The sequence below is a fragment of the Bartonella senegalensis OS02 genome (genome assembly GCF_000312545.1).
Taxonomy (GTDB): Bacteria; Pseudomonadota; Alphaproteobacteria; order Rhizobiales; family Rhizobiaceae; genus Bartonella; species Bartonella senegalensis.
On sequence record NZ_HE997540.1, the window covers coordinates 440,528 to 466,232 of the forward strand.

General features: G+C 38.4%; 19 protein-coding genes. 10 read left to right on the plus strand and 9 right to left on the minus strand.

Features of this window, described 5'->3' with window-relative positions:
- Positions 1 to 150: 150 nt before the first annotated feature.
- From BN200_RS01840 to BN200_RS01870, 7 genes are all read left to right on the plus strand, one after another.
- Positions 151 to 903: an ABC transporter ATP-binding protein gene (locus BN200_RS01840; RefSeq protein ID WP_034988846.1), complete on the plus strand. Its 753-nt coding sequence runs from the start codon at positions 151 to 153 to the stop codon at positions 901 to 903.
- A 3-nt stretch (positions 904 to 906) separates the two neighbouring features.
- The gene (locus BN200_RS01845) at positions 907 to 1,788 is read left to right on the plus strand and encodes a metal ABC transporter permease (protein WP_019220713.1); all 882 of its coding nucleotides are present in this window, start codon (positions 907 to 909) and stop codon (positions 1,786 to 1,788) included.
- Between the two features lies 1 nt (position 1,789).
- Positions 1,790 to 2,710, plus strand: a complete 921-nt coding sequence (locus BN200_RS01850; protein ID WP_019220714.1) for a metal ABC transporter solute-binding protein, Zn/Mn family — start codon at positions 1,790 to 1,792, stop codon at positions 2,708 to 2,710.
- Between the two features lie 1,153 nt (positions 2,711 to 3,863).
- Entirely contained in the window at positions 3,864 to 5,189 is a 1,326-nt protein-coding gene (gene ugpB, locus BN200_RS01855; protein WP_019220715.1) for a sn-glycerol-3-phosphate ABC transporter substrate-binding protein UgpB, read from the plus strand.
- Positions 5,190 to 5,296: 107 nt separating this feature from the next.
- Positions 5,297 to 6,181 carry a sn-glycerol-3-phosphate ABC transporter permease UgpA gene (gene ugpA / locus BN200_RS01860; protein ID WP_019220716.1) on the plus strand — a complete coding sequence of 295 codons (885 nt, stop codon included), beginning with the start codon at positions 5,297 to 5,299 and terminating at the stop codon, positions 6,179 to 6,181.
- A gap of 10 nt (positions 6,182 to 6,191) precedes the next feature.
- Positions 6,192 to 7,043, plus strand: coding sequence for a sn-glycerol-3-phosphate ABC transporter permease UgpE (gene ugpE / locus BN200_RS01865; protein ID WP_019220717.1), 852 nt, complete (start codon positions 6,192 to 6,194; stop codon positions 7,041 to 7,043).
- A 2-nt stretch (positions 7,044 to 7,045) separates the two neighbouring features.
- Positions 7,046 to 8,092, plus strand: a complete 1,047-nt coding sequence (locus BN200_RS01870; protein WP_034988848.1) for a sn-glycerol-3-phosphate import ATP-binding protein UgpC — start codon at positions 7,046 to 7,048, stop codon at positions 8,090 to 8,092.
- Between the two features lie 108 nt (positions 8,093 to 8,200).
- Here the strand turns inward: BN200_RS01870 and BN200_RS01875 are convergent, their stop codons facing one another.
- The 6 genes from BN200_RS01875 to BN200_RS01900 form a co-directional block, all read right to left on the minus strand.
- On the minus strand, positions 8,201 to 8,923 hold the full coding sequence (locus BN200_RS01875; RefSeq protein WP_019220719.1) for a glycerophosphodiester phosphodiesterase: 723 nt from the start codon (positions 8,921 to 8,923) through the stop codon (positions 8,201 to 8,203).
- A 182-nt stretch (positions 8,924 to 9,105) separates the two neighbouring features.
- Positions 9,106 to 10,662 (minus strand): glutamine-hydrolyzing GMP synthase, encoded by a 1,557-nt coding sequence (gene guaA, locus BN200_RS01880; protein ID WP_034988850.1) that lies wholly within the window; start codon positions 10,660 to 10,662, stop codon positions 9,106 to 9,108.
- Between the two features lie 131 nt (positions 10,663 to 10,793).
- Entirely contained in the window at positions 10,794 to 12,080 is a 1,287-nt protein-coding gene (locus BN200_RS01885; protein ID WP_019220721.1) for an RsmB/NOP family class I SAM-dependent RNA methyltransferase, read from the minus strand.
- Positions 12,081 to 12,935: 855 nt separating this feature from the next.
- A complete protein-coding gene (gene guaB, locus BN200_RS01890; RefSeq protein ID WP_019220724.1) occupies positions 12,936 to 14,435 on the minus strand; it encodes an IMP dehydrogenase in 1,500 nt (499 codons plus the stop codon).
- 171 nt (positions 14,436 to 14,606) lie between these two features.
- On the minus strand, positions 14,607 to 16,178 hold the full coding sequence (locus BN200_RS01895; RefSeq protein WP_019220725.1) for a phospholipase D family protein: 1,572 nt from the start codon (positions 16,176 to 16,178) through the stop codon (positions 14,607 to 14,609).
- Between the two features lie 408 nt (positions 16,179 to 16,586).
- The gene (locus BN200_RS01900) at positions 16,587 to 17,972 is read right to left on the minus strand and encodes a sigma-54-dependent transcriptional regulator (protein ID WP_019220727.1); all 1,386 of its coding nucleotides are present in this window, start codon (positions 17,970 to 17,972) and stop codon (positions 16,587 to 16,589) included.
- Between the two features lie 253 nt (positions 17,973 to 18,225).
- Here BN200_RS01900 and omp10 point away from each other — a divergent pair, with 253 nt between their 5' ends.
- Positions 18,226 to 18,585 carry an outer membrane lipoprotein Omp10 gene (gene omp10 / locus BN200_RS01905; RefSeq protein WP_019220728.1) on the plus strand — a complete coding sequence of 120 codons (360 nt, stop codon included), beginning with the start codon at positions 18,226 to 18,228 and terminating at the stop codon, positions 18,583 to 18,585.
- A gap of 216 nt (positions 18,586 to 18,801) precedes the next feature.
- Here the strand turns inward: omp10 and BN200_RS01910 are convergent, their stop codons facing one another.
- The gene (locus tag BN200_RS01910; protein WP_034988609.1) at positions 18,802 to 19,797 is read right to left on the minus strand and encodes a KpsF/GutQ family sugar-phosphate isomerase; all 996 of its coding nucleotides are present in this window, start codon (positions 19,795 to 19,797) and stop codon (positions 18,802 to 18,804) included.
- A 38-nt stretch (positions 19,798 to 19,835) separates the two neighbouring features.
- Positions 19,836 to 20,726 (minus strand): UTP--glucose-1-phosphate uridylyltransferase GalU, encoded by an 891-nt coding sequence (gene galU, locus BN200_RS01915; RefSeq protein WP_019220730.1) that lies wholly within the window; start codon positions 20,724 to 20,726, stop codon positions 19,836 to 19,838.
- 267 nt (positions 20,727 to 20,993) lie between these two features.
- On the opposite strand from galU, the gene BN200_RS01920 reads away from it, so the two are divergent.
- The gene (locus BN200_RS01920) at positions 20,994 to 22,250 is read left to right on the plus strand and encodes a lytic murein transglycosylase (RefSeq protein ID WP_019220731.1); all 1,257 of its coding nucleotides are present in this window, start codon (positions 20,994 to 20,996) and stop codon (positions 22,248 to 22,250) included.
- Between the two features lie 23 nt (positions 22,251 to 22,273).
- The gene (locus tag BN200_RS01925; RefSeq protein ID WP_195886749.1) at positions 22,274 to 23,335 is read left to right on the plus strand and encodes an SGNH/GDSL hydrolase family protein; all 1,062 of its coding nucleotides are present in this window, start codon (positions 22,274 to 22,276) and stop codon (positions 23,333 to 23,335) included.
- A 159-nt stretch (positions 23,336 to 23,494) separates the two neighbouring features.
- On the opposite strand, the gene BN200_RS01930 is transcribed toward BN200_RS01925, so the two are convergent.
- The gene (locus tag BN200_RS01930) at positions 23,495 to 25,519 is read right to left on the minus strand and encodes a M3 family metallopeptidase (protein WP_034988855.1); all 2,025 of its coding nucleotides are present in this window, start codon (positions 25,517 to 25,519) and stop codon (positions 23,495 to 23,497) included.
- Positions 25,520 to 25,705: the final 186 nt, after the last annotated feature.

Here is a 25,705-nt window from a genome sequence, read left to right on the forward strand (position 1 = left end):
AGGAAAATTCAAATATTATTTTTAATTTTCCACGATCTTACCGCTAAAATAATTTGCTCCCCAAACGCATGTAATAATATAACATTTTGTTGACAAATGTTATATTATTACATATCTCTCATAAATAAATTAAGAAGAATGGTATGAATGATGAGTCTGCGTTTTGATGATGCAACATTAGGCTATGGAAATAGGATAGCAATAAAAAAAATTTCAGCACAGTTAGCAACTGGATCATTGGTAGCCATAATGGGTGATAATGGTGCTGGAAAATCTACACTATTGAAAGCCATTGCAGGATTGATTAAACCTCTCAAAGGGACAATTATAAAACCAAAAAGAAGCCGGATTGCTTATCTTGCCCAGCAATGTAATACAGATCGAACGTTTCCCATTGATGTGAGAGCGCTCGTAAAAACGGGACTGTGGCCTTTTTGTGGATTATGGAAAAACCAACGTCTTTATTCCTGTAAAATTCAGAAAGCACTTGAAATGGTTGGGCTTATAGCTGTTGCTAACCATTCACTTGATACGCTTTCAAGTGGACAATTGCAACGCGCTCTTTTTGCACGTATTATTATACAAGATGCCGATATCATCTTACTTGATGAACCTTTCAATGGTGTAGATCGTAAGACTCAAAAAGACCTTCTCGCGTTGATTGCACATTGGCAAAAACAAGGAAAAACAGTTCTTACAGCACTCCATGACCCCCTCACTGTGCAAGAATACTTCCCCCAAATGATTCACATTAATAAACAAAACGCCTTTTATGGAAAAACGACACAATTTTTCCCTGAAACCATTCACCACGCTATTTCACCTGTTATCTCAAACTCTCTTCGTATCAGCACACTCAAACAGCCTCTCTCCTTCAACGATTCTTGTTCTGTTGGATTATAATACGTGTACGCATTTTTTCTTGCTCCTTTTGTTGATTTCTACTTTATGCAAAATGCCCTTATCGGTTCAATCCTCTTGTCTATCAGCGCCTGTCCTGTTGGTGTATTTTTGATGCTGCGTGGAATGAGTTTAGTAGGAGATGCTGTATCTCACGCTATTCTTCCTGGTGTTGCAATTGCTTTTCTCTTTTGTGGATTCTCACTCATATCTATGACAATTGGCGGCATCCTAGTTGGCATTATCGTTGCTTTAGCAACCGCCTTGATTTCACGAAATAGCTTTCAAAAAGAAGATGCATCAATGACCGTTTTTTATCTTATTGCACTCGCAACAGGTGTCATTATTGTTTCACTGAAAGACTCAAAAATTGATCTGCTTCATCTCTTATTTGGCTCAGTGCTCGCAATTGATACACAAGGCCTACTCCTGATCACCACTATCATGGTAATCACAGCGTGCAGCCTTTGCATTTTTTGGCGCGCACTCTTAGTGGAAAGCTTTGATCCTCTCTTTTTTAAATCACTCTCTCCGCTGAGTAAATATGTTCATGTATCATTGCTCGGACTTGTTGTATTGAATCTGGTAGGCGGTTTCCAATCACTGGGAACATTACTTTCTGTCGGCATTATGATGATCCCAGCTATTACGGCCCGTTTTTGGCTTTCGCGTCTTGGTCCTATCTGCATACTTTCCATCCTTTTGGGAATCATTGCAAGTATATGTGGTCTACTGCTTTCTTTTCATCTCTCACTTCCCTCTGGCCCAGCTATCATCATTGCTGCGGGTTTTCTTTATCTTGTTTCATGCTTCATAAGTCCACGCGGCTTTATTGTGTCACGGTTTCCTCATTTCTTTTATACTTCCCTTCCTACCTTAAGGAAATAATGTGCCTAAACTTATTGAAAAATCTGTTCTGCTTGGAACTCTCTTATTGCTTGTACTTTTTCCGTTTTCTACTTCTGCGCAGAATAAAATTAGAGCTATCGCGAGCTTTTCTATTCTTGCAGATTTAGTAAAAAATGTAGGGGGTGATCATATTTCTATGACCACTTTCGTTGGTCCCAATGCAAATACCCATACTTATGAGCCTACCCCCCGTGATGCCCAAGCACTTAGAAATGCTCATATTATTTTCATCAACGGACTTCATTTAGAAGGTTTCATTGATCGTCTCATCACAGCAAGCGGCACAAAGGCAATGCTTGTTGAAGTGAGTGCTAACATTCCTCCCCTCGAAATAAAAAACCAAGAGCAAAGTGCCAAACACCACCACAGCGATGTCGATCCACATGCTTGGCAAACTATTCCTAATGTTGAAATCTATATCAAAAATATTACAATCGCTTTTTGTAAAATCGATCAACAATCCTGTGCAAGCTACAGAAAAAACGCCGAATCTTACATGCAAAAGCTTAAAGAGAAACAAGAAATACTGAAAACAAAGATTGCCACCATCCCAAAAGATAAGCGTATTATTATCACATCTCATGACGCCTTTGGTTATTTTGCTCAAGAATATGGCTTCACTATCCTTGCACCCCAAGGGGCTTCTACAGAAGCTGAAGCAACCGCAGCTGATGTTGCCAAACTTATCAAACAGATTAAAGCCAATAATGCAGCTGCACTGTTTGTTGAAAATATATCCAATCCCCGTCTCATAAAACAGATTTCAAAAGAAACTGGCTTAAAAATCGGTGGAACATTGTATTCCGATGCATTATCGAACAAAAATGGTCCCGCTGCCACCTATCTCGATATGATGGAACATAATGTTAAAACTATCATTGATGCGATAATAAAGCACTAAGGTACGTCATTACATTATAAAAACAATATATTGATTTATAAAGATAATTCACTGTTTCATCGATTGAATGCGTGCTCGAATAGCCTAAAACTTTCTTATCTTAAATTTTTGCATTCAGAATCAGAAAAAACATTCGCTTGCATTTCACAAGCAACGTTGGCGTATAGATAAAAACAACTTAAGATAAAGAATAAAATACTCCTTATGGACAGTCTCAATGCAAAATCGGAAGCATGTAAATAGAATGATGGTATCAATTTGCCCCTTTATAAGCGTAAAGATGGAGTTTCAATAGATCTTATGTACTCTTCACACTAACCGTGAAATGGGCTTGAAAACAGTGAGAGATGTTTTTTAAAAGCAAGCGCGTGAATAAGCAATACCATGGCATTCTGTTTTGCGTGAGGAAACTCGCACTATCAAGAATGCGATAAGCAAAAATGTAAGAAGTTGGGTAATTTCTATTCCTTTAAAGATATTATTGTGGATGCTTTTGAAAATCGTAAAGCTAAATTAAAATAGGGTGAGAAAGATGAAAATTGTTTTTTATCTTTACAGCTTCATCTTCTTCCCCAATGTGGCTGTTTAAACGTTTGAGAGATTCCCAAACAGAAATAGTCAGACTCTTAATCTGACATAGGAAAACTTAAACTGTATGTAAGGCACTGAAACGCCTTATATATTTGCTTCAAACATGCGGCTGCATTAGAATTGGATGCTGTGTGACACGTAAACTAAAAGCATGGGCTTTGTTTTGTGGGACGTAAACAATTTTTCTCGAGGTTAGCATTTAAAAGTTACAACATAAATATTCTAAAATTAAACAGCACTTTCCTAAAAAAAACGTCAACCAGAATATCACAACTTCTCCGGCTGAATAATCGTTATTGTTTGTAAAGTTGAACTTCCTTTTTTACTCTTCTCATTTGAATCATTTCCATTTTTTACCAGATTGTTAGAATGATCTTTTCAAAACATTAAGAGCTATCACAAAGGGAAAACTGCCTATTTTAAACAAATTCGTTTGACCTTTTTGTGGTTCATGTTTAAATGGGTCAAAATGTTTTTGAAATAAAACTGTCACAAAATGTCCACATGTAATACTATAAAGTTTGGGAAAATCCGTGCTCCATCACTTCAGAAAGGGTGAATCATGAAACGTTTTTATCTTTCTATAGCAGCATTTGCTGTTGCTATCAGCGTGACAACAGCGGGTTTTGCGCAAACAAAAATCAGCTTTTGGCATTCTATGAGTGGCGAGCTAGGAAAACAAACTGAAAGTCTTATTAATGACTTTAATGCCAGTCAATCTGAGTATAAAGTTATTCCTTCATTTCGTGGTGAATATGAAGAAGGTATGATTTCGCTCATTTCGGCATTCCGTGGAAAACAACAGCCGGTTCTCGCTCAAATCTATGAAGTTGGTACGGGAACTATGATGGCTGCAAAAGATGCAATTTATCCCATTTATCAACTGATGAAAGACACCAAACAAGAATTCGATTCTGCAGATTATTTGCCTGCTATCAGTGGTTATTACTCTGATGTTCAAGGACGAATGCTTTCTATGCCTTTTAATGCTTCAACACCAATCCTCTATTATAATAAAGATATCTTTAAAAAAGCAGGACTTGATCCAGAAAAACCACCAAAAACGTGGCAAGATGTGGAAAATTTCTCCAAAAAAATTCTTGAAACTAAAGCAGCAAGCTGTGGTTTTACAATGGCTTATGCATCTCAATGGATTGGCATAGAAAATTTTTCGGCATTACACAATATTCCTTTTGGAACGAAAGAAAATGGCTTTAGCGGACTTGATTCACAGCTTACCCTTAATGGGCCTTTACAAGTGCGTATGTGGACCGACCTTAAAAAATGGTCTGATCAAGGCATTTTTCGCTATGGTGGCCCTGCTGGTGCATTAGATGCAACACCAATGTTTATGACACAAAATTGCGCAATCTTTATGCAATCTTCAGGATCGCGTGCCGGAATTCTTTCTGAAGCGCAATTTAATGTTGGATTTGGTATGCTTCCTTACTATGGTGATGTGGAAGGTGCACCTCAAAATTCAATTATTGGAGGAGCTTCCATTTGGGCTTTGAAAGGCCATACTCCTAAAGAATATGCAGGTGCAGCCGCTTTTCTTAAATTCCTCTCAAAACCCGGTAATCAAGCTAAGTGGCACCAGATAACAGGTTACCTTCCAACGACAAAAGCTGCTTACGAACTTAGTAAAAAACAAGATTATTACAACAAAAACATCGGAGCAGATATTGCTATTAAACAGATTACTCTCAACCCACCAACCGTTAACTCAAAGGGAATCAGATTTGGTAATTTACCGCAAATTCGTTCCATACTCGATCAAGAGCTAGAATCTGTGCTCAGTGGCTCAAAAACACCCAAAGATGGATTAGATGAAACCGTTGAACGTGGAAATAAACTTCTCCGTGAATTCGAAAAAGCCAATCATTAAAGTTTCATTATTGTTGTTACAGATCAAAAACTCAACAAAAAAGTTGAGTTTTTTTAATTCTTTTTTGCCCACTTTTCTAAAGTCTCTCTGTTTAAAGAGCTCTACGAATGCAAGACAAACAAGCATATTTCAAAAATAGTCTCCTCCCTTACTGGTTACTTTTTCCTCAGCTCCTTGTGACTTTTTTGTTTTTCTTTTGGCCTGCTCTCCAAGCGATAAAATCGTCTTTTGAGCGTGAAGATCCTTTTGGCTTTAATACAACTTTTATTGGTTTTGAAAATTATGTGACAATTCTCTCTGATCTTGCTTATCTCAAATCACTTCTCATAACCGCAATCTTTGCCATTTCAGTTACTGCTACTTCAATGACGATAGCTCTTCTTTTGGCTGTCTGTGTTGATCGTGTTATCCGTGCAAAAAAGGCTTATACAACACTTTTACTCTGGCCCTATGCTGTTGCTCCAGTATTAGCAGGCATATTATGGTTGTTTATCTTTCATCCAACCATTGGTGTTGTCCCTTTTCTTCTCGAGAAAATAGGCATTATATGGAATCATCGTATTAATGGTACTCAAGCAATGATTATTATTGTGATTGCAGCAAGTTGGAAACAAATCTCCTATAATTTTCTCTTTTTTCTTGCTGGTCTCCAATCTGTCCCACGCTCTCAAATAGAAGCAGCAGCTATTGATGGTGCTGGACCTTTTAAAAGATTTTGGACCGTGGTTTTCCCGCAAATTTCACCGACAACCTTTTTTCTTCTTATCGTTAACATCCAGTATGTTATGTTTGATACATTTGGCATTATTGATAACATAACCTCTGGAGGTCCTGCGCGTGCAACAAGTACCCTCGTCTACAAAGTGTATGATGATGGTTTTAAAAATCAAATAATTGGTGCATCAGCAGCGCAATCAACGACATTAATGTTAATGGTTATTGTCTTAACGTTTATTCAGTTCCGCTGGATTGAGCGCCGCGTACAATATTAGGAAGAAAATCATGGTTGAAAACCGCCCTGTTTTGAAATTTCTAACCCATACTACCCTTATTGTTGGCATCTTCATTATTTGCTTTCCGGTTTATGTTGCTATCATTGCTTCAACCCATAGCTCAGCAGCATTTAGTTCAGGAACACTTCCTCTTTTACCGGGAGACTATGCCCTAGAAAACTATAAGACAATCTTTGGTGATGGACTTGCGCAGCTTGGTTTACCCAATCTCTGGCCACTCTTAATGAACTCCCTCATTATGGCAGTTGGTATTAGTATTGGAAAAATTATTATTTCACTCTTTTCTGCTTATGCAATTGTCTACATGCGCTTCCCTTTTCGCAAAACTGCGTTTGCTCTTATCTTTGTCACACTGATGCTTCCCGTCGAAGTGCGTATTATCCCAACATATACAGTCGTCGCACAATTAGGCATGATAAACACCTATGGCGGAATGATTATTCCACTCATTGCATCGGCAACTGCTACATTTTTATTTCGTCAGTTTTTTTTAACAGTTCCTGACGAACTCTTAGAAGCTGCTCGTGTTGATGGTGCAGGACCATTTAAATTTTTTAAAGATATTCTTCTTCCCCTTAGTAAAAGCAATATTGCCGCTTTATTTATCATTATGTTCATCTATGGATGGATACAATATCTTTGGCCTCTTATAGTGACAACTGATGAAAATCATCAAACTATTCTTATTATTCTCAAACAACTCATTGTAGAATCACTGCAACATGACCCTCAATGGAATATACTCATGGCAGTTTCAGTTGTGGCCATGGTACCACCTGTTTTAGTCGTTATTTTCATGCAACGGCTTTTTATCAAAGGACTTATTGAAACGGAGAAATGACTGTGGCCATAATCCAGTTATCCAATATAAAAAAACAATATGAAAACGGTATTCTAGTCATTGATGATTTAAACTTAACTGTTGCTGATAAGGAACTGCTTGTTCTTGTTGGTCCTTCAGGATGCGGAAAATCAACTCTATTACGCATCATTGCAGGACTCGAGCAAGTCACTTCAGGCGAACTGTATATTGATAATGAGCGTATCAATGATCGTGAACCTGCTGATCGTGACATCGCTATGGTTTTTCAAAATTACGCGCTTTATCCCCATATGACAGTTCGTGGGAATTTAGAATATGGTCTTAAAAATCGTAAAACACCTAAAGACGAAATCAATAAGCGTATCACACATGCTGCAAAGCTGTTGCAAATAGAGCCATTTCTGGATCGTAAACCCAGACAATTATCAGGAGGACAACGACAGCGTGTCGCAATGGGGCGTGTCATTGTTCGTCAACCACGGGTTTTTCTCTTTGATGAACCTCTTTCAAATCTTGATGCAAAACTGCGTGCGCAAATGTGTATTGAGATTAAAACTCTCCAGCGTTCCTTGGGAACAACCAGCCTCTATGTTACGCATGATCAACTCGAAGCAATGACACTGGCAGATAGAATAATTGTCATGAATAAAGGAGCTATCGAGCAAATTGGAACGCCAATGGAAATTTACGATTATCCAGAAACAACATTTGTTGCTGATTTTATTGGCTCTCCCCCTATGAATTTTCTTGATCGCAACATTCTAGAACAACACTTAGGTCATTCATTGTCTTATAGTGAAGAAACTGATCTTTTAGCATTCAGACCTGAAGTCATCTTGTTAGGCGAATATCCAGATCAAGGACCTGTCTTTCACACACAAATTGAACTTATTAAGCCTGTCGGAACAGGATGCCATGTTTTAACGCGTTGGAATAGCAATATTTTTACCATTGAAATAAAAGAGCGCTTAACACATGACTATGGTCAAAAACTAAGCTTTACTGTTCCTCATCAGAATTTTCACAGCTTCAACAAAAGCACCGGAAAACGCACACGTAAGAATTAAATAAAGTAAAAATTTTGATATTATAAGCACTATCAGGAAATAATCTGCGCTCTCGTTTCCTATCAACCCTATTTTGTTAAGAGGTGGTGTATTATAAAGTGCGTACTTTTATTTTTCTGCACGTAATTGTAAAGCGAGATCAGGTTGATCTGTTGTGATATAATGGACAGGCATATTAAGCCAATGCGACAGTCGAGGTCTTCCGTTAATTGTCCATACCCCCACAGTAAAGCCAGCTTCAAGCGCAGACTCAATAAAGTCTTGTGAAACAAGAGAGCCATCTAGACTCAGATCAGAATAGCCTAATTGTTTCCATTCAGAGAAATGCTGGCACATATCACCTTCAAAACGATCAATACATGGACCACATGTTATTCCTGCTTCAATAAAGGGACGAAGGCTTCTAGGATCAAAACTGATTGCAGAGACCCGTTCTGCTAAATTTCGGTTTTTTATCAACGCAAGTGCTTTTTCAGATAAAAGCCTCTCACGCTCAACTTCACCACATGTTTTTATTTCAAGATGAAGCGCAACGTTGGTTGCTTCCAAAAGTTCAAGCACCTCTTCTAATAACGGTGGAGCTTCAGTACTTCCTTTCACATGAAGTTGTTTGCGTGTTTCATTATCAATATTGTGAATATAGTCTTTTTTTCCAACCAGTTGTTCTAAATAAAAATCGTGAAAGACAACCACTTCACCACTTTTAAGAAGATGAACGTCGCATTCAATCTCATCAACTCCCAACGCAATAGCATTACGAAATGCTGAGAGGGTATTTTCGGGACAAAGGTTAGCTCCCCCACGATGCGCAACAATTTTTTTCTTAAACATGCAAAATTTCACACTTTTCAAAGTTAAACGATACTGGCTCATACACAATGAGATTATGATTTTGAAGAACGAACTCCGGATACACAACAACTTCTTCAGAAAGCTTGTTCGTTTATGTTCACTCTTGCGAAAGTTAAAATCTCAACAAAACTTCCCTGTTAAATGCTTATATTGCATTTCAATCATTCCCATTCAATAGTGCCAGGAGGCTTTGATGTTACATCATAAACAACACGATTAATACCTTTCACTTCGTTAATAATACGTGCTGCTGTTTTGCTTAAAAACTCCATATCATAGGGATAAAAATCAGCGGTCATTCCATCTACAGAGGTTACAGCACGAAGAGCACAAACAAATTCATAAGTGCGCCCATCTCCCATAACGCCCACAGTCTGCACAGGAAGAAGAACAGCAAATGCTTGCCAAATTTCGTTATAAAGACCGGCTTTACGGATTTCATCAAGGTAAATAGCATCCGCTTCACGTAGAATTTCTAATTTTTCACGTGTCACTACACCTGGACACCGAATTGCAAGACCAGGACCTGGAAAAGGATGACGACCTATAAACTGCTCTGGCAATCCTAACTCTCTCCCTAGAGAGCGAACTTCATCTTTAAATAGCTCACGCAATGGCTCTACGAGCTTCAAGTTCATCCGCTCTGGTAATCCCCCTACATTATGATGGCTTTTAATTGTTACCGATTGACCAATAGCTGAGACACTCTCAATGACATCTGGATAAAGTGTGCCCTGCGCTAAAAATTGTGCACCACCTATTTTTTTTGTCTCTTCTTCAAAAACTTCAATGAAAAGGCGACCTATCGTTTTGCGCTTTTTCTCTGGATCTGTTTCACCTTCTAAAGCATTGAGAAACATATTGGCAGCGTTAACATGAATAAGTTCTATATTATAATGATCTCGGAATAATGTAAGAACTTCTTGAGACTCATTTTTGCGCATCAACCCATGGTCTACCAAAATACATATCAGCTGATCTCCTATTGCTTCATGGAGGAGCACTGCAACAACAGAGGAATCCACACCACCTGAAAGACCACAGATAACACGACTTTTCCCTACTTGTTGCCGTATCCTAGCAATTGCCTGCTCACGATAAGAAGCCATTGACCAATGACCTTTAAGACCAGCAATTTTAAGAACAAAATTCTGCAAAAGTTTTGCACCATCTGACGTATGGACAACTTCAGGATGAAACTGCACTGCGTAGAGGCGTCTTTTCTCATCAGCAATAGCAGCATAGGGAGCGCCTTTTGATGTTCCTATGACACGAAATCCCTCTGGTAAAGCCGTCACACGATCACCATGACTCATCCAGACTTGATAACAAGAGCCTTTTTCCCAAACACCCTCAAAAAGTGCACTGTTTTCCTGTACCTCTAAAAAAGCTCTTCCAAATTCGCGTTCCTGCCCTGATGCAACTTTCCCCCCAAGCTGAACACACATGACTTGTTCACCATAACAAATACCAAGAACTGGAACACCCATTGTAAAAATTTCTCTTGGAGCACGCGGTGAACCCTCATCTATAACGGAATAAGGGCTGCCTGATAAAATAACAGCTTTCGGTCTTATCCTTTGTATGCCTTCTAAAGCTAATTGAAAAGGAACAATTTCACAATAAACACCCATTGCTCTTACCCGCCGTGCGATAAGTTGTGTGACTTGTGAACCAAAATCGATAATAAGAACAGTGTCTGGATGTGATATGCTCATAGAAAACCAATCAATAATTGTAAAAGATAGCTCGTGAGATTTATTCTTCAATTTTTCTCTTTTACAAGCCTATTTACTTAAGAAAAAGCTCATTCTCATAAAATTTAAGATAAAAAATGCGAAAAGATATCTCAATGTTTTTTTTGCAACACAGATAAAAAGAAACCGTCTGTTTTTGTTGTTGCCGGCGATAAAGTCAGCCCATAATTAGAAAAAGTTGGTTGTACCGGTGAAGAACCAAAATGTTGCTGCCAAAGTGCCCGCATATCTATTGGATAAAAATTACAATGCTGTTGAAGAAAACGAGCTATTTGTTCCTCATTTTCATCCATAAAAAGAGAGCACGTAATATAGACTAAGCGCCCATTGGGCTTAAGATAGTCTATAGCCTCATGCAAAATAGTTCTCTGTTCCCTTTGGCGCTGTCGCACCTGTTCTAACGTTAAACGCCATTTCGTATCTGGACGCCGCCGCCATGTTCCTGCACCACTACAGGGTGCATCTAGAAGAACTCTATCCATGCGACCGACTAAGGACTGCAATTCTTTTTTCTGCGCTCGCGGCTGTACATTACGAACACCAGCGCGTCGAAGACGATCAAAAATAGGAGCTAAACGGGCTTTATCAGAATCATAAGCATAAATTTGCCCTCGATTCTTCATACTGGCAGCTAAAGCTAATGTTTTTCCACCAGCACCAGCACAATAGTCCAATACTTGCATACTTTCTTTTGCTTCTACAAGGTGAGCAACAATCTGAGACCCCAAATCCTGTATTTCAAAATGCCCCTTTTGAAAAGCTGGTTCAACTTGAACATTGGGATGACGTCCAAATTTTTCAATCGGTGCAATTCTTAAGGCTTGCCGAAACCATGACAGGGATTGAACTTTGTTTTTTGCTAATTCCTGAAAAACCTTTTCTGGCGTTGCCTTCAAACTATTGACGCGTAAATCTAAAGAAGGGCGCGTTGCTAATGCAGCAGCTTCAACAACCCAATTTTTGCCAAATAAAGGACGCAAATGTGCCTGACACCATTGGGGAATATCACCACGAATATAGTCTGGCGCATCAACTAATTGCCGCTCTTGCCATGATTGACGCTGTCTCACCCCTAATAACTGTGGTGCAAATCGATCCCCTTCTAATTCACCGTCAATTTGTTCAAGTGTCATTTTTCCAGTATCTAATAAAGTTGCAAAAACACTATCCCGAATATCATCACTCTCCATACGCCATTGTAAAGAATAACGCCGTCTTAAAACATCATAAACGATTGTACCAATTGCTGCGCGATCACCTGCGCCAGCAAAACGATGACAAATCCCCCAATCTTTTAAAGCTTCCCCTATTGGACGATGCCGAATTTCTATCTCTTTTAAAACATCTATTGCTGCCTGCAAACGCCCACCTAATCGCATTCATGTCTCCGATTGAATTTCTATAAAAATCTAAAAAAATTTAAGAAAAGAACAACATTATCTCTCTTACTGCCATGGAAATCTTTCCAAAACTCCCTCAAACTTGCATTGCATATTGCATGATTCTGATGACACCCTTTGATAGCAGTAAAACTTTTCCTCTCATGTGCTATCCGTTCACATTCCTCTCATCTTAAAATACATATACTCTAGCTTGAGCTCGATACTCCAAAAAAATGTATCCTTAAACCTGCTTCCAATAGAAGTACGCAAAAATCATCATCCCCCTCATTTCTTTATAAATTAAATTTTTAGAACTCTCTATAAAACAGTACATAACATCTAATATCTACTCTCTTGAAAATGCTCTCTTTCTGAAAATGAAGTAAAACACTTTTACCAAAATTAGCACAGTCATTTTATTTCTGATAAAATATTAACTTTTTACAAAATGCTTGGAACCACTATTTGGCATAGCCGTTTTTACTGTACTGGCCTTAAGCCAGAGAATTTAAAAGGAGAAAATAATGAACACTTACAATAATGGGAAAACAACTTCATCTAAAAGCCGTCACAATACAATGCCCTCAAACACTGGAAAGAAATCCATCCAAAGTGATCAGGCTAACACTCGCCAACGCGCGTCAAAATCAGAGCGGAAGACAACAAAAAGTTAATTCCCTTAATTTTACATAACCTACGGAAAGAATTGGAATGTTATCCTCCAATTCCTTCCCTTTATGCTTTTGAGATTATTGTACCAAATCACAAGAGAAAAAAAGATCTTTTCCGTATTGTTTTTCTAAAAGGTCTTTTCTTTGATGCCTTTGAAAAATGACTCTAAGCTTTTACACATTAAACAGGTCTGCGATAATTGGGACTTTCTCGTGTAATCGCAACATCATGTGTATGACTTTCATGGAGTCCAGCATTCGTAATACGAACAAATGTCGCTTTTTCTCGAAACTCCGCTAGATTTTTTGCTCCAACATATCCCATCGAAGCACGCAACCCACCAGCCAGCTGATGCAAAACCGACGCTATCGGCCCTTTATAAGCAACTTGACCCTCAACGCCCTCAGGCACCAATTTAAGCTCATCACAAACTTCATCTTGAAAATAACGATCTGCTGATCCCCTCGCCATAGCGCCAACCGATCCCATACCGCGATAGGCTTTAAAAGACCTTCCTTGATAAAGATAAACTTCACCAGGGCTTTCTTCTGTACCCGCTAAAAGAGAGCCGATCATAGCAGAACAGGCACCGCCCGCCAAAGCTTTAGCAAAATCACCCGAAGCTTTGATCCCACCATCAGCAATGATAGGTATACCTACTTTATCAGCAACCTCTGCAGCACTCATAATGGCTGCAAGTTGCGGAACACCAACCCCTGCAACAATGCGTGTTGTACAAATAGAACCAGGTCCAATACCAACTTTTACAGCATCTGCACCACTATCAATCAAAGCTTGTGTTGCTTGTGGAGTTGCTACATTCCCAGCAATAACAGCGGGAGAAAACGCCATTTTTTTGACACGTTCAACTGTTTCTAATACACGCTGTGAATGTCCGTGCGCTGTATCAATGACCAGCACATCCACTCCTGCATCAATTAATCGTTCAGCCCGTTCAACGCCATCATTGCCGACACTCATTGCAGCGGCAACACGCAAACGCCCTTGCGAATCCTTGGCAGCGTTTGGATTTAATTGTGCTTTTTCAATATCCTTCACTGTTATCAAGCCAACACAGCGATTGTGTTCATCTACAACCAATAATTTTTCAATACGGTGATGGTGTAAAAGGTACTTTGCTTCATTAAGTTGGACATTTTCACGCACTGTGATTAAATTTTCATGCGTCATTAATTCATAAATTTTTTGTTTTAAATCTGATGCAAAACGTACATCTCTATTCGTCAAGATACCAACAAGCCGTCCAGCAGTCTCACCTTTAGTACCATTTTCAACAACCGGAATACCCGAGATACCGTGAGAGCGCATTAAGGCTTTTGCCTCTTCAAGTGTTGCATCTGGACCAATCGTTACCGGATTAACAACCATACCAGATTCAAACTTTTTTACTTGACGGACTTCTTCAGCCTGCTCTGTAGGAGACATATTACGATGGATAACGCCAAGACCACCAGCTTGAGCCATAGCAATTGCCAAACGCGATTCTGTCACAGTATCCATTGCCGCAGAAAGCAACGGCAAATTGAGCTTAATATCGGCTGCAATACGAGTGCTAAGATCTACTTGACTAGGCATGACAAGAGAATGACCCGGCTGTAAAAGCACATCATCAAACGTTAACGCCAGTTCACCTGTCCCCGTTTCAACAATCTTTGCCATAGCCAAATTTCCTTTATATAATAAAAAAACCTTTATATAACAAAAAACCATCAGTAGTTTTAAAATACAACTGCGGCTCTCATAAATTGTGGATTGGCACAGAATTATGCCATGCTAGAAAAAAAATGAAAAGAAAAAGAAAAATAATTTTCCGATTATAGTTTATAAGATTTACAATTGTGATTCAATCGGCAACCAACCTATTATTTTCGCAAATGCACGACGCCAAAAATTGCTCTCTGGCTCATAATCAATGCTACACTGTTTTTCGTTTTCAATAAAATCCCAATAAATGCGATTATTGTCATTAAGACGGAGATGATAACTCATTTCACCCGTCGTTTCTTCAGCAAAAAGCAAATCTAACCTCGTTGTAATCGGGGCACATTCAAAAAGAATACCCATTTCTGTATTCAACGCAGCTGATCTCGGATCAAAGTTTAAAGACCCAATAAAAGCGGTTTTACGGTCAACTAAAAAAGCTTTGGTATGTAAACTAGACTTACTTGATCGAAATAGTCGTAACCCATGCATATTTCCATCTGGTTTTAACTCATAGAGCTTAACACCACTTTTTAATAACGCTTTACGATACGGTACATAACCACCATGCACAAGCGCCACATCAGTAGCTGCTAAGGAATTCGTAAGAATTTTGACATCAACACCTTTTGAAACCAAATTGCTAAAATGCTGCGTACCTAACTTACCAGGAACAAAATAAGGTGATGTAATCTGAACCGTTTTTTGGGCATCTTTAATAACCTTTAAGAGTACTTTCATGAGCCAATTTTCTGCTTTTTTGCGTAATGCCTTTTCCGGAGGATCAGAAAGAACAACAACTTTATCTGCCAAAAACAATCGCTTTCCTGTATGAATAAAACAGTCAAAATTAATATGCTTTTTGACATAATCTAGATAAACTTTTGCAGACTTAGAATGACGAAATTGTCGTAATTTTTCTTTCCAATAGCCAAGGTCACTTGCACTTTTAGGAATAACCAAAGTATGAATTGGTAAAACGACAGCGCTATTCCAAAAATCATCAAAGATATTTTCTACCTTTTTAACCGAAGGACCAATTAACATCAGATCTAAGTCTCGAAAATGTGATTCTTTACCAGCATCAAAATAAGAATCTGCAAGATTGCGTCCCCCTACAAAAGCCACACGGCCATCAACAATAAAAGCCTTATTATGCATTCGGCGTGTTACAGTAATTGCCCGTAATATAATCTCTAAACCACGGCGTAACCCACCCTTACGCGATCGCCCTGGGTTAAACATTCTCACTTCAATATGAGGATGTTTATCTAGCGCCATATAAGCTGGATCACGCGCCTGAGCGTTAATATCATCTAAAAGAAGCCGCACGCGAACACCACGATCAGCTGCCTCCACAATTTCACTTAATAATAAGCGCCCCGTTAAATCATCGTCCCAAATATAATACATGAGATCAAGACTACGCCCAGCCTGTGCTGCTCCTACCGCACGAACACAAAACGCATCCAAGTTGCTGATGATGAGTGAAAGGGCGTCTTTCTCAACTCCCAACCCATCAGTTTCCTCCGCTAATTGATTGATTATACGGTCAAACTTGGTTTCATTTTTCTGAACAGTCAGCGCATAAGAACACTCTCCCCGAGCATTTTCAATAAAACGTCCATAAGTGTAAATTGCTAACATAGACGCAATAAAAAAAAATGTGATAAAACTGATAACAATCTGTAAAAGAGTCAAAGAAAATCAACTTTCCATTTTTAAGCCATCGCACTACTCTAGAGAGAAACCCAAAACAACTAAGATCAGTGATTCTACCTTAATCGTGCCAAAGGTAGAATGTCATTTCTTGATTAAGAGAATATAAACCCAACGCCAATGATTCTAGAATTTTAGCTTCAATGCAAAAAAACGTGAAGGATATCCTTATCATCTTAAAGTCAAACTGAGCTGAAGTCATGAAAATTGAAAACAATTTGATCAAATAAAATCTACACTCATCGCGTTTACAAAATTATCCTCAATCCTAAGCTCTGCAATACATGACATTCCTTTTAAAAGCTTAAACTGCTCTGCTGCTTTCATCAAAAGCTTCTGCATTTCTTCTGAAAACGCATACTCATTATGAATAGAAATTCATCATGGATTTCACTTCCGTTCTTGATTGTTTATTGCTCTCAACCCCTCTATTTTTCGATAAAGGGTAGAACGCCCTATACGAAGACGGCGTGCAATCTCACTCATACGTCCATTATAATGTTTAAATGCTTTTTCAATAATATCGCGTTCCATCTCAGCAAAAGTACGAACATGTCCGTCAACATCCAAAAACCTTACCGATTCTTGCTCTTGATTCTCTTGTATATTACTTTCAATAATATTTGGAACACTCATTAATGAATTTCCCATTAATTGTGGGAAATCTCGAACAGTTAACAATGGCCCATCACTAAGCAAAATCGCACGAAATAAAAAATTTTCAAGTTCGTTCCGATTACCAGGCCAATCATATTGCATAAGCAATGAAAGAGCCGAACCTGCTAAACCATGTACATGCGATCGCCCTGTTTCTGTAATAATGCGATCAACCAAACGTTGTGTAAGATCTGGAAAATCATCCCTTAATTCTCGTAAAGCAGGAACACTTATAGATAATTGGGAAAACTGTTCAAACAAACTTTGCAAAAAAAAGCCTTCTTTAACAAGATCAGAAAGCCGTGACGTTGAAATTGCAATAATCCGAAAAGAAAAAGCTTTTTCCTTCGTCGCCTTTTCTCTTTCCTTCAAGTAATTAGTGAAACGCTTTTGCTGTATAGGCTCGAGTCGATCAACATCACAAAGGCACAGTGTCCCCTTTTCAAGAAAAGAAACCAGTGGTAAAAATTCTTCAAACCACTGGCGATTTTCTTCTTTTGGATTAGCGATAGCTCGACATTGGAAGCGAATAAAATCTCCCTCTGACAACAAACCCTCATGATGAATAATGCGTGCTAATGTTTCGCGCCCCGTTCCACATTCTCCCTCTATCAAAAGATTCTGTAAAGAAAACGCAGCTCTCTTCGATTGCTCTAAAACTATCTGCATTGCACTACTTTTTATGGAGAGGTCAGAAAATCGTAAATGATTTTCATTTTTTCGCCGAATATAATGAACCTCACGCTCCAGTGCAGAAATGAGAGCAAGAGTATCTAACGTGACTCTCAACCTTAGCAAGGTCACTGGATGAATCCAATAATCAATAGCTCCAGCGGTTAAAGCTTTCTGGAGTAATTCCTGATTTTCTTGTTGTGCTATCACAACAATAGGAACAGTAACACCCGCAACTCTGATCATTTTAATCAAATCACCCACACTCAAATCGCTCATGACAACATCAAGGAGTGCAAGCACAATATTTTTACGTCTGTGTAAAAGATCGATCGTACGGAGGCCATTTTCTGCTTCAATAACACGGTAACCAAAACCGCGCAGCATAGCAGAAAGCTCTAAACGCCTCCCATAATCTTCACTCGCAACAAGAATGGGACCAACCATAATTTTAATAATCTCCTTTGAGACTACTAAGCAGCTTAATGTAAGAATCGTTGTAAACCATAAGAAATATTTCACCTCTTGTGTTTCACATGTGAATTTCACCAAGCGGGTAATTAAATACAACATTACGGCATTTTTTTCCATTTTTTTGCTTTTTCATTGATTTTCATCAAATTTTTCATATTGACTCATGGAGTAATTTAACAATCTTATAGAAATAAAAGAGCAGAATAACACAAATAGAGTGAAAAAAATGAAGCATACTTGCCGTATTTTATGTCTTATAATCACCGCTTTGGGATTAGGTTCCTGTGGCTTTTCGCAATATTATGGCCAAAATATGCCAACTGGAATTGATGGAAAATGGCTTGATGAAAACGGCATTATTTCTTCTTTCCACAATGGTGTTTTTGAAACGCGAGCAGCAGATACAGAAGAAAAACTATCAGAAGGTACCTATAATTATATCAGTGCTCAACATATAGAAATTGAAATACGCTCCATTCTTCGTGGAACAATATCTAAAGTTAGTTGTATGATATCGCATAACGCAACACAACTTCTCTGTACATCACAGACAGGAACACAATTTTTTCTTAAGCGAACATTTTAATTAAAATAAACCAAGTCAAAGCTTCTATGAGAAATATGGAAAGCATCCTTATAACAGGGGGGGGAACAAATCTCCCCCTTTAGGGAGATTTCTTTGAAAATACGAAAAATATTCCTCTTTTTCCAAAAATATTTCAATAAAGCTGTTGTATAGAAAAGGTTTTGTTATTTTGGAATCTTGCACAAAACAAAATTTTATCGGATGTGTTTTTTTTACTTAAACAGCACCAATACGTAAAAGATCGTGAAAATGGACAATTCCTAACGGCTTCTTATCTTCAACCACAAAAAAAGCTCCAATATGGTGATCATTAATAAAAGCTGTTGCAGCACCAACCAGTGTATTCGGCTCGACAATCTTAGGATCCTTGGTCATCACCTCATCAACAGTAAATTTTGATAAATTAAAATGCATGTTGCGTGCAAGATCACCATCCGTCACAATTCCAATTAATTCACCTTCTTGATTCACAACGCCAACACAGCCAAAATGTTTTTCAACCAAAACATTCATAGCTTCAGTCATGGTTGTACCTTGCACAACTAAAGGAATACTTTCGCCTCTATGCATAATATCACGCACATATTTAAGACTTGCACCAAGAGAACCACCAGGATGATAAATTTTAAAATCCTTTGCAGTAAAATCACGCATTTCTAAAAGAGCAACAGCTAATGCATCTCCCATCGCCAATTGCATAATTGTTGAAGTTGTAGGTGCAAGTCCATGGGGACAAGCTTCTTCTATCTTTGGCAATAAGAGTACAATATCTGCTTGCCGCGCTAATACAGAACGCTCCCCCGATGTCATGGCAATTAGTGGTGTGCGAAAACGCGCTGCATGATTTATAATGCCACTTAATTCCAAGGTTTCGCCTGACCATGACAGGGCAAGAATAACATTGTCAGATCCAATCATACCAAGGTCACCATGATTGGCTTCTGCAGCATGGACAAAAAAGGCAGGTGTTCCAGTCGAAGCTAAGGTTGCAGCAATTTTTGCACCTATATGACCACTCTTGCCAAGACCAGTAATGACCACGTGACCATTAGCATTTCTGATGGTTTGAACAGCAGCTTGAAAAGCAGAAGAAAGATTTCCAAGCAAAGCTGCTTCAAGGACTTTAAGCCCCTGTGTTTCACTGGCAATTGTTTTTAGCGCCGATGTAACAGCGCTTTGTAAGACTAACATATGGGAAGACTGTATTGTCATGATTAAATTTGATAAATGAATTTCATGAGAAACCTATATCATTTTTCCATTTTAATGATTTCTAGTAAATTTTTCAATGAGGCAGAAACTTGGCTGTGCATATCAGGGTGTGCTAAAGAAAATGCAACGTTAGCTTCAATAAAACCAGCTTTAGAACCACAATCAAATGTGCGCCCCTCTAACTGAAAACCAAAAAAATCTTGTTCATTTGAAAGCTGCTCCATCGCATCTGTTAACTGAATTTCATTTCCTGCTCCTCGCTCTTGAAGGGAGAGAATCTTAAAAATTTCTGGCTGCAAGATATAACGCCCATTGATGTATAAATTCGATGGTGCTGTTCCTTTTGTTGGTTTTTCTACCATTTTTGTAATTTCAAAACCATTTGCAATCGATTTGCCTTTTCCAACAATACCATATTTATGTGCTTCTCTAGGAGAACACTCCTGAACCGCAATAATATTACCCCCAGCGGTTTTCTCGTAAAGATTGATCATCTCAGAAAGGCAATTCTTTTTAGCCTGTATCAGCATATCCGGTAACAATAAAGCAAAAGGTTCCTCCCCAACTAACTCACGTGCGCACCAAAGCGCATGTCCTAGCCCTAAAGGCTGCTGTTGCCTCGTGAAAGAAGTTGTCCCCGGTGGAGGTTGTAAAGCTTGTAAATGATCAAGTTCTTCTCTTTTGCCACGTTCAGCAAGTGTTGTATATAATTCAACTTGCGCATCAAAATAATCCTCGATAACTGCTTTGTTGCGCCCAGTCACAAAAATAAAATGCTCAAGACCTGCTTCACGTGCTTCATCTACGACATATTGAATAACGGGCTTATCAACAATGGGGAGCATTTCTTTAGGAATTGTTTTTGTTGCAGGAAGAAAACGCGTACCAAGACCCGCTACGGGAAATACTGCTTTCCGAATTTTACGCACTCTCATTCTCCCGATTTATCTTATAACTTCATGATTTCATTTAGCTAGGTTTTTACTAAATGGTAAAAAAGATATCATATTGTTTTAATTGCCATTATAATGGACAGGAAAAAGATGCAAGAGTATGATAGTTTATTGAGAGTATTCCTTTAAAACAAATAATCTATTTTAGCCTTTTTTATTCGCTTGATAACATCATTCATAAAGCCAAATACACAAATGAAGTCCTTGTACATCAAAATACTTGAATATTGAGGGGAGTTTAAAATGCAAAAAACAGAATCTAAAATTTTCTCTTCTTCAGAAAAATCAATAAATCCGAGAACTCTTACCCTTGGTTTAGCAGCTCTTTTCTCTGCTTTTTTAATGTTTTTTGCACCACTTTCATACGCTAATGGTAGTTTTCAACAGTGGATTAAAGAATTTAAAAAAGTCGCTCTCGCCAATAATATTTTACCCTCTACATTTGAGATGGCTTTTAAAGGCATCAACACAATTGATCCAGAAGTTTTAAAAAAAGCCGCATACCAACCAGAATTTGTTGATCCTTCATGGAACTATTTTGACAATCGTGTTCACACCATTGCAATTGTGGAAGGACAAAGCCAAACTCAAAAATGGCAAAAGTGGCTTCCTCAAATTGAGAAACGTTTTGGCGTTGACCGTAATATCCTTCTAGCTATTTGGTCAATGGAAAGCAATTATGGAAAAGTTTTAGCAAATAAAAATGCGATGCGTGATACCATTCGCTCACTAGCAACTTTAGCCTATGCTGATCAAAAACGCGCAAAATACGCACACGCGCAACTCATTGCTGCCATGACAATCCTTCAAAGCGGTGAAATTACACGTGCGCAACTTACTGGCTCTTGGGCTGGTGCAATGGGACATACGCAATTTATTCCAAGCAGTTATCTCGCTTATGCCATTGATATGGATGGAGATGGACGACGTGATATTTGGACCTCTGTTCCAGATGCCCTCGCAACCGCTGCTAATCTTCTCTATAGGAATGGTTGGCAGTCTAAACTTCCTTGGGGTATAGAAGTTAAATTGCCGCAAGGAAAAAAACTCCCTGAAGATTGGCATTCCTTTGAAAAATGGACAAAGCTGGGTTTAAAACAGGCAAATGGACAACCTTTACCTTCATCCTCTGAACACGCAATATTGAAATATCCAGATGGACCAGAAGGACCTATATTTTTGGTAACAAAAAATTTCTTCGTTCTTAAACGTTATAATAATGCAGATCGTTATGCTTTCGCTGTTGCCCTTCTCGCTAACCGTATTGCTGGACATCCTGGATTGGTTCAAGACTGGCAACGACCATTTCAACCTCTTACTTTCCATGAATGCAAAGAACTGCAATCTCGCTTAGCAGAACTTGGCTATTATAAAGGAGAAGTCGATGGCAAAATCGGTACAGCCTCTCGAGAAGCACTGAAAGCTTTTCAGCTGCGCCACGGCTTAACGGCAAATGGATATCCAACACCTGAAGTTCTCTTTCTTCTTCGAAAACGGTAAAACGATAATTTGGAGTAAAATGTTTGTTCCATTTCCGCCTGATATACTTCATTTTCCTGCTTTTCTCTCTCTTTGCTGTGAGTGTCATACAACCCTCTCCAAGTAAAGCGACGAACTTCTTTAAATGGTTGTTGGAACATAACAAACAAGAGCAAAAAACACCGCAAATTATAGAACAAAAAATAGACAAACCACAAAAGACTATAAGACAAAAAAATACACATAAGCTAAAAAAAGAGACTGCAAAGCGTATTCTCGTCATAGGTGACTTTGTCGCTTCTGCTGTTGCTGATGCACTCAAAAATCTTTTTACTGATAATAACGATATCATCATTATAAATAATACGATACCGAATTCTGGTTTGATCCAAACTGATCACATTTCTTGGAAAAGCAATCTTTCTGAACTCATTGATAAAAATAAACCTGACGTTATTATCATAGTCATCGGTGCAAATGATAATCAACCAATCACAACACCTTACGGCACATTTAGTGTGCTTGAGCCAGAATGGCTAAACATTTATAAACAAAGAATCACCGAAACTGCTGAAAGCCTTCACACTTTGCAGAAACCATGGATATGGATAGGACAACCTGCTTTTGGAAATGATCATTTGACACAAAAAATGAAAATTTTTAATGAATTCTATAGGAAAAAAACAGAAGAGGCAGGAGGATATTTCCTCGATATTTGGAGTGGCTTTACTGATGAGCAAGGTCAATTTTCTTTTTCAGGCTATGATGTTCATGGAAAAATAGTCAAATTACGCACCAATAACGGCATTCACTTTACCTTCGAGGGAAAGAAAAAGCTTGCTTTTTATTTAGAAAGCCCATTGAAAAATATTTTAAATTTTGATCCATCTTCTCATAAAAATAGAGATCTCACTCATACGAATAATCGACAATTTATTACACAAGAGCCCGATAATATTGTGCGGAAACCGCCAATGAGCCTCGATGCTATAGCACAACAAAATACCAGCCTACTCAACAAAACCAATCAAAGTTTCATCAAAAAATTATGGTTGCCGCCAAATGGTCACCAGAAAGATCGCGCTGATAATTTTTCTCTCCCCTGATATCTTGAAAAAAACAGAGAGACTTATTTTCTTAACAAACCAAAATCTCAATACAACAAAAAAATCTCTCTTTTATAGTGTGATAAAATAAAGGTTGGCGTAAATCTTAGCGGTTAGTTAAGAATATAGCGGTATGGCTTACACCATACCGTTTCACTTTTATAGTCCACGCTTTTTAATCATTGCTTCTGGTGAAGGCAACCGTCCTCGAAAAGCTTTATAGAGCTCCTCTGGATCACGACTTCCTCCGGCAGAATAGATAAAACTTTTTAACCGATCAGCGAGTTGTGAATTAAAAACATCACCTGTTTCTTCAAAAGCCTGAAAAGCATCGGCATCTAGCACTTCTGACCACAAATACGAATAATACCCAGCTGCATAACCATCACTTGAAAATATATGTGTAAAATGTGGAGGACGATGACGCATAATAATTGTATCAGGCATTTGCAACTTTTCTAATTCCTGATGCTCAAACATTGTTGAGTCAGTTATCGTTTCTCTTTGATGAAAAGCCATATCCACTAAAGCCGATGAGATAAATTCTACTGCAGAAAAACCAGCATTAAATGTCTGTGCTGATACAATTTTATCCATCAATGCTTGCGGCATAGGAAGGCCGGTTTTTGCATGCGTAGCATAAGATTTTAAAATCTCTGGTACGGTTAACCAATGTTCGTAAAGTTGAGAAGGAAGTTCAACAAAATCACGCGAAACCGATGTGCCTGCTACAGATGGCCACGTTACATCAGAAAGCAAACCATGCAATGCATGCCCAAATTCGTGGAAAAGTGTGTGTGCATCCTCAAGTGATAAAAGAGCAATCTCTCCTTTGGGTGGCTTGGCAAAATTACAAATATTGTAAATAATAGGCTGTTGTCCGCCATCTAATTTATGCTGCGATTGTAGATTATTCATCCACGCTCCAGATCGCTTTGAGGAGCGCGCAAAATAATCACCAATAAAATGCCCAAGTAAGCTTCCATCAGATTTCTTTACTTCCCATAAACGTGCATCAGGATGCCAAAGTGCAACAGCATTTTTTTCTTCAAATGAAATCCCAAAAAGCTTTTTTGCTACAGCAAAAGCCGCTTCAATCATGCGATCAAGCTGAAAATAATGTTTCATTTCGGCTTCGTCGAAAGAAAATTTTTCAGCACGAAGTTTTTCAGCATAATAACGCCAATCGCAAGCCGCTAAAGATTCATTGCTGCCCTGATTATTTGCAAAATTTTGCAATTCTATCTGTTCACTCGCAGCCTTAGCTCTTGCACGTTCCCATACAGGCGTGAGCAACCCCATAACTGCATCAACACTTTTGGCCATAGTATTATCGAGTTTTAAATCTGCAAAAGATTTATATCCTAATAATTTAGCCTTTTCATCTCGAAGTGCAACAATCTCTAAAAGAATGGCGCGATTATCATTCTCGTTATTATTTTCACCGCGTTTAGACCAAGCTTGAAATGCTTTTTCACGCAAATCACGACGATGAGAACATTTTAAAAAGGGTTCAACAATTGAGCGTGCCAATGTTAAGGCATAAGCGCCCTGATGACCCCTTTCGGATGCAATTTCTTTCATTGAAGCAATGAGATCATCCGGCAAACCAGACAAATCTGTTTGTTCTAAAAATAAAACCCATTCAGCTTCATCTTTTAAGACATTCTGACCAAAAGTCGCATTTAAAAAAGCAAGCTTTTCATTAATTTCAACGAGCCTCTCCTTCCCTTTTTCATCAAGTTTTGCACCATTACAAACGAACTTTTTCCACCATAATTCAAGGACACGCGTTGTTTCATTATCATACATGCCTTGCTGCGACTGCTGATAAAGAACGTCTATTTTTGCAAATATCCGTGAATCCATCATAATTTGCGAAGAATAACGAGAAAGTTTTACGACAAATTCTTGTTCTAACTCCTGAATCAATGCATTGCTATGCGCACCTGAACGCAAGAAAAATATCGAACATACACGGCTAAGTGCTTTTCCAGAAAGTTCAAAAGATTGCAAAAAATTCTCAAGCGTTGGAGGCTCTTGCACCATTGCAATCGTCTCGATTTCTTCTTCTGCTTCTTTAAGCGCCTGTTCAAAAGCGGGCTTAAAATCTTCATCACTTATTGAAAAAAAATCAGGAAGCCCTGAAAATCCCTTCCAGTCCAGCACTGCTGCTTTTGTCATAATATTTTCTCTCTTCATTATAAATTGAGCGGGGTAGTAACAATTCTCTTTACGACACACATTGATAATACTATAAAATTATTTAATGTGCTTCGAAAGTGCCTTTCAAGCTTCTATATTGTAAGAAAAGAAGTAAAGGATTTTTTATCATGAGGAGATAAACAAAAATAAATGTCCCTACAGACT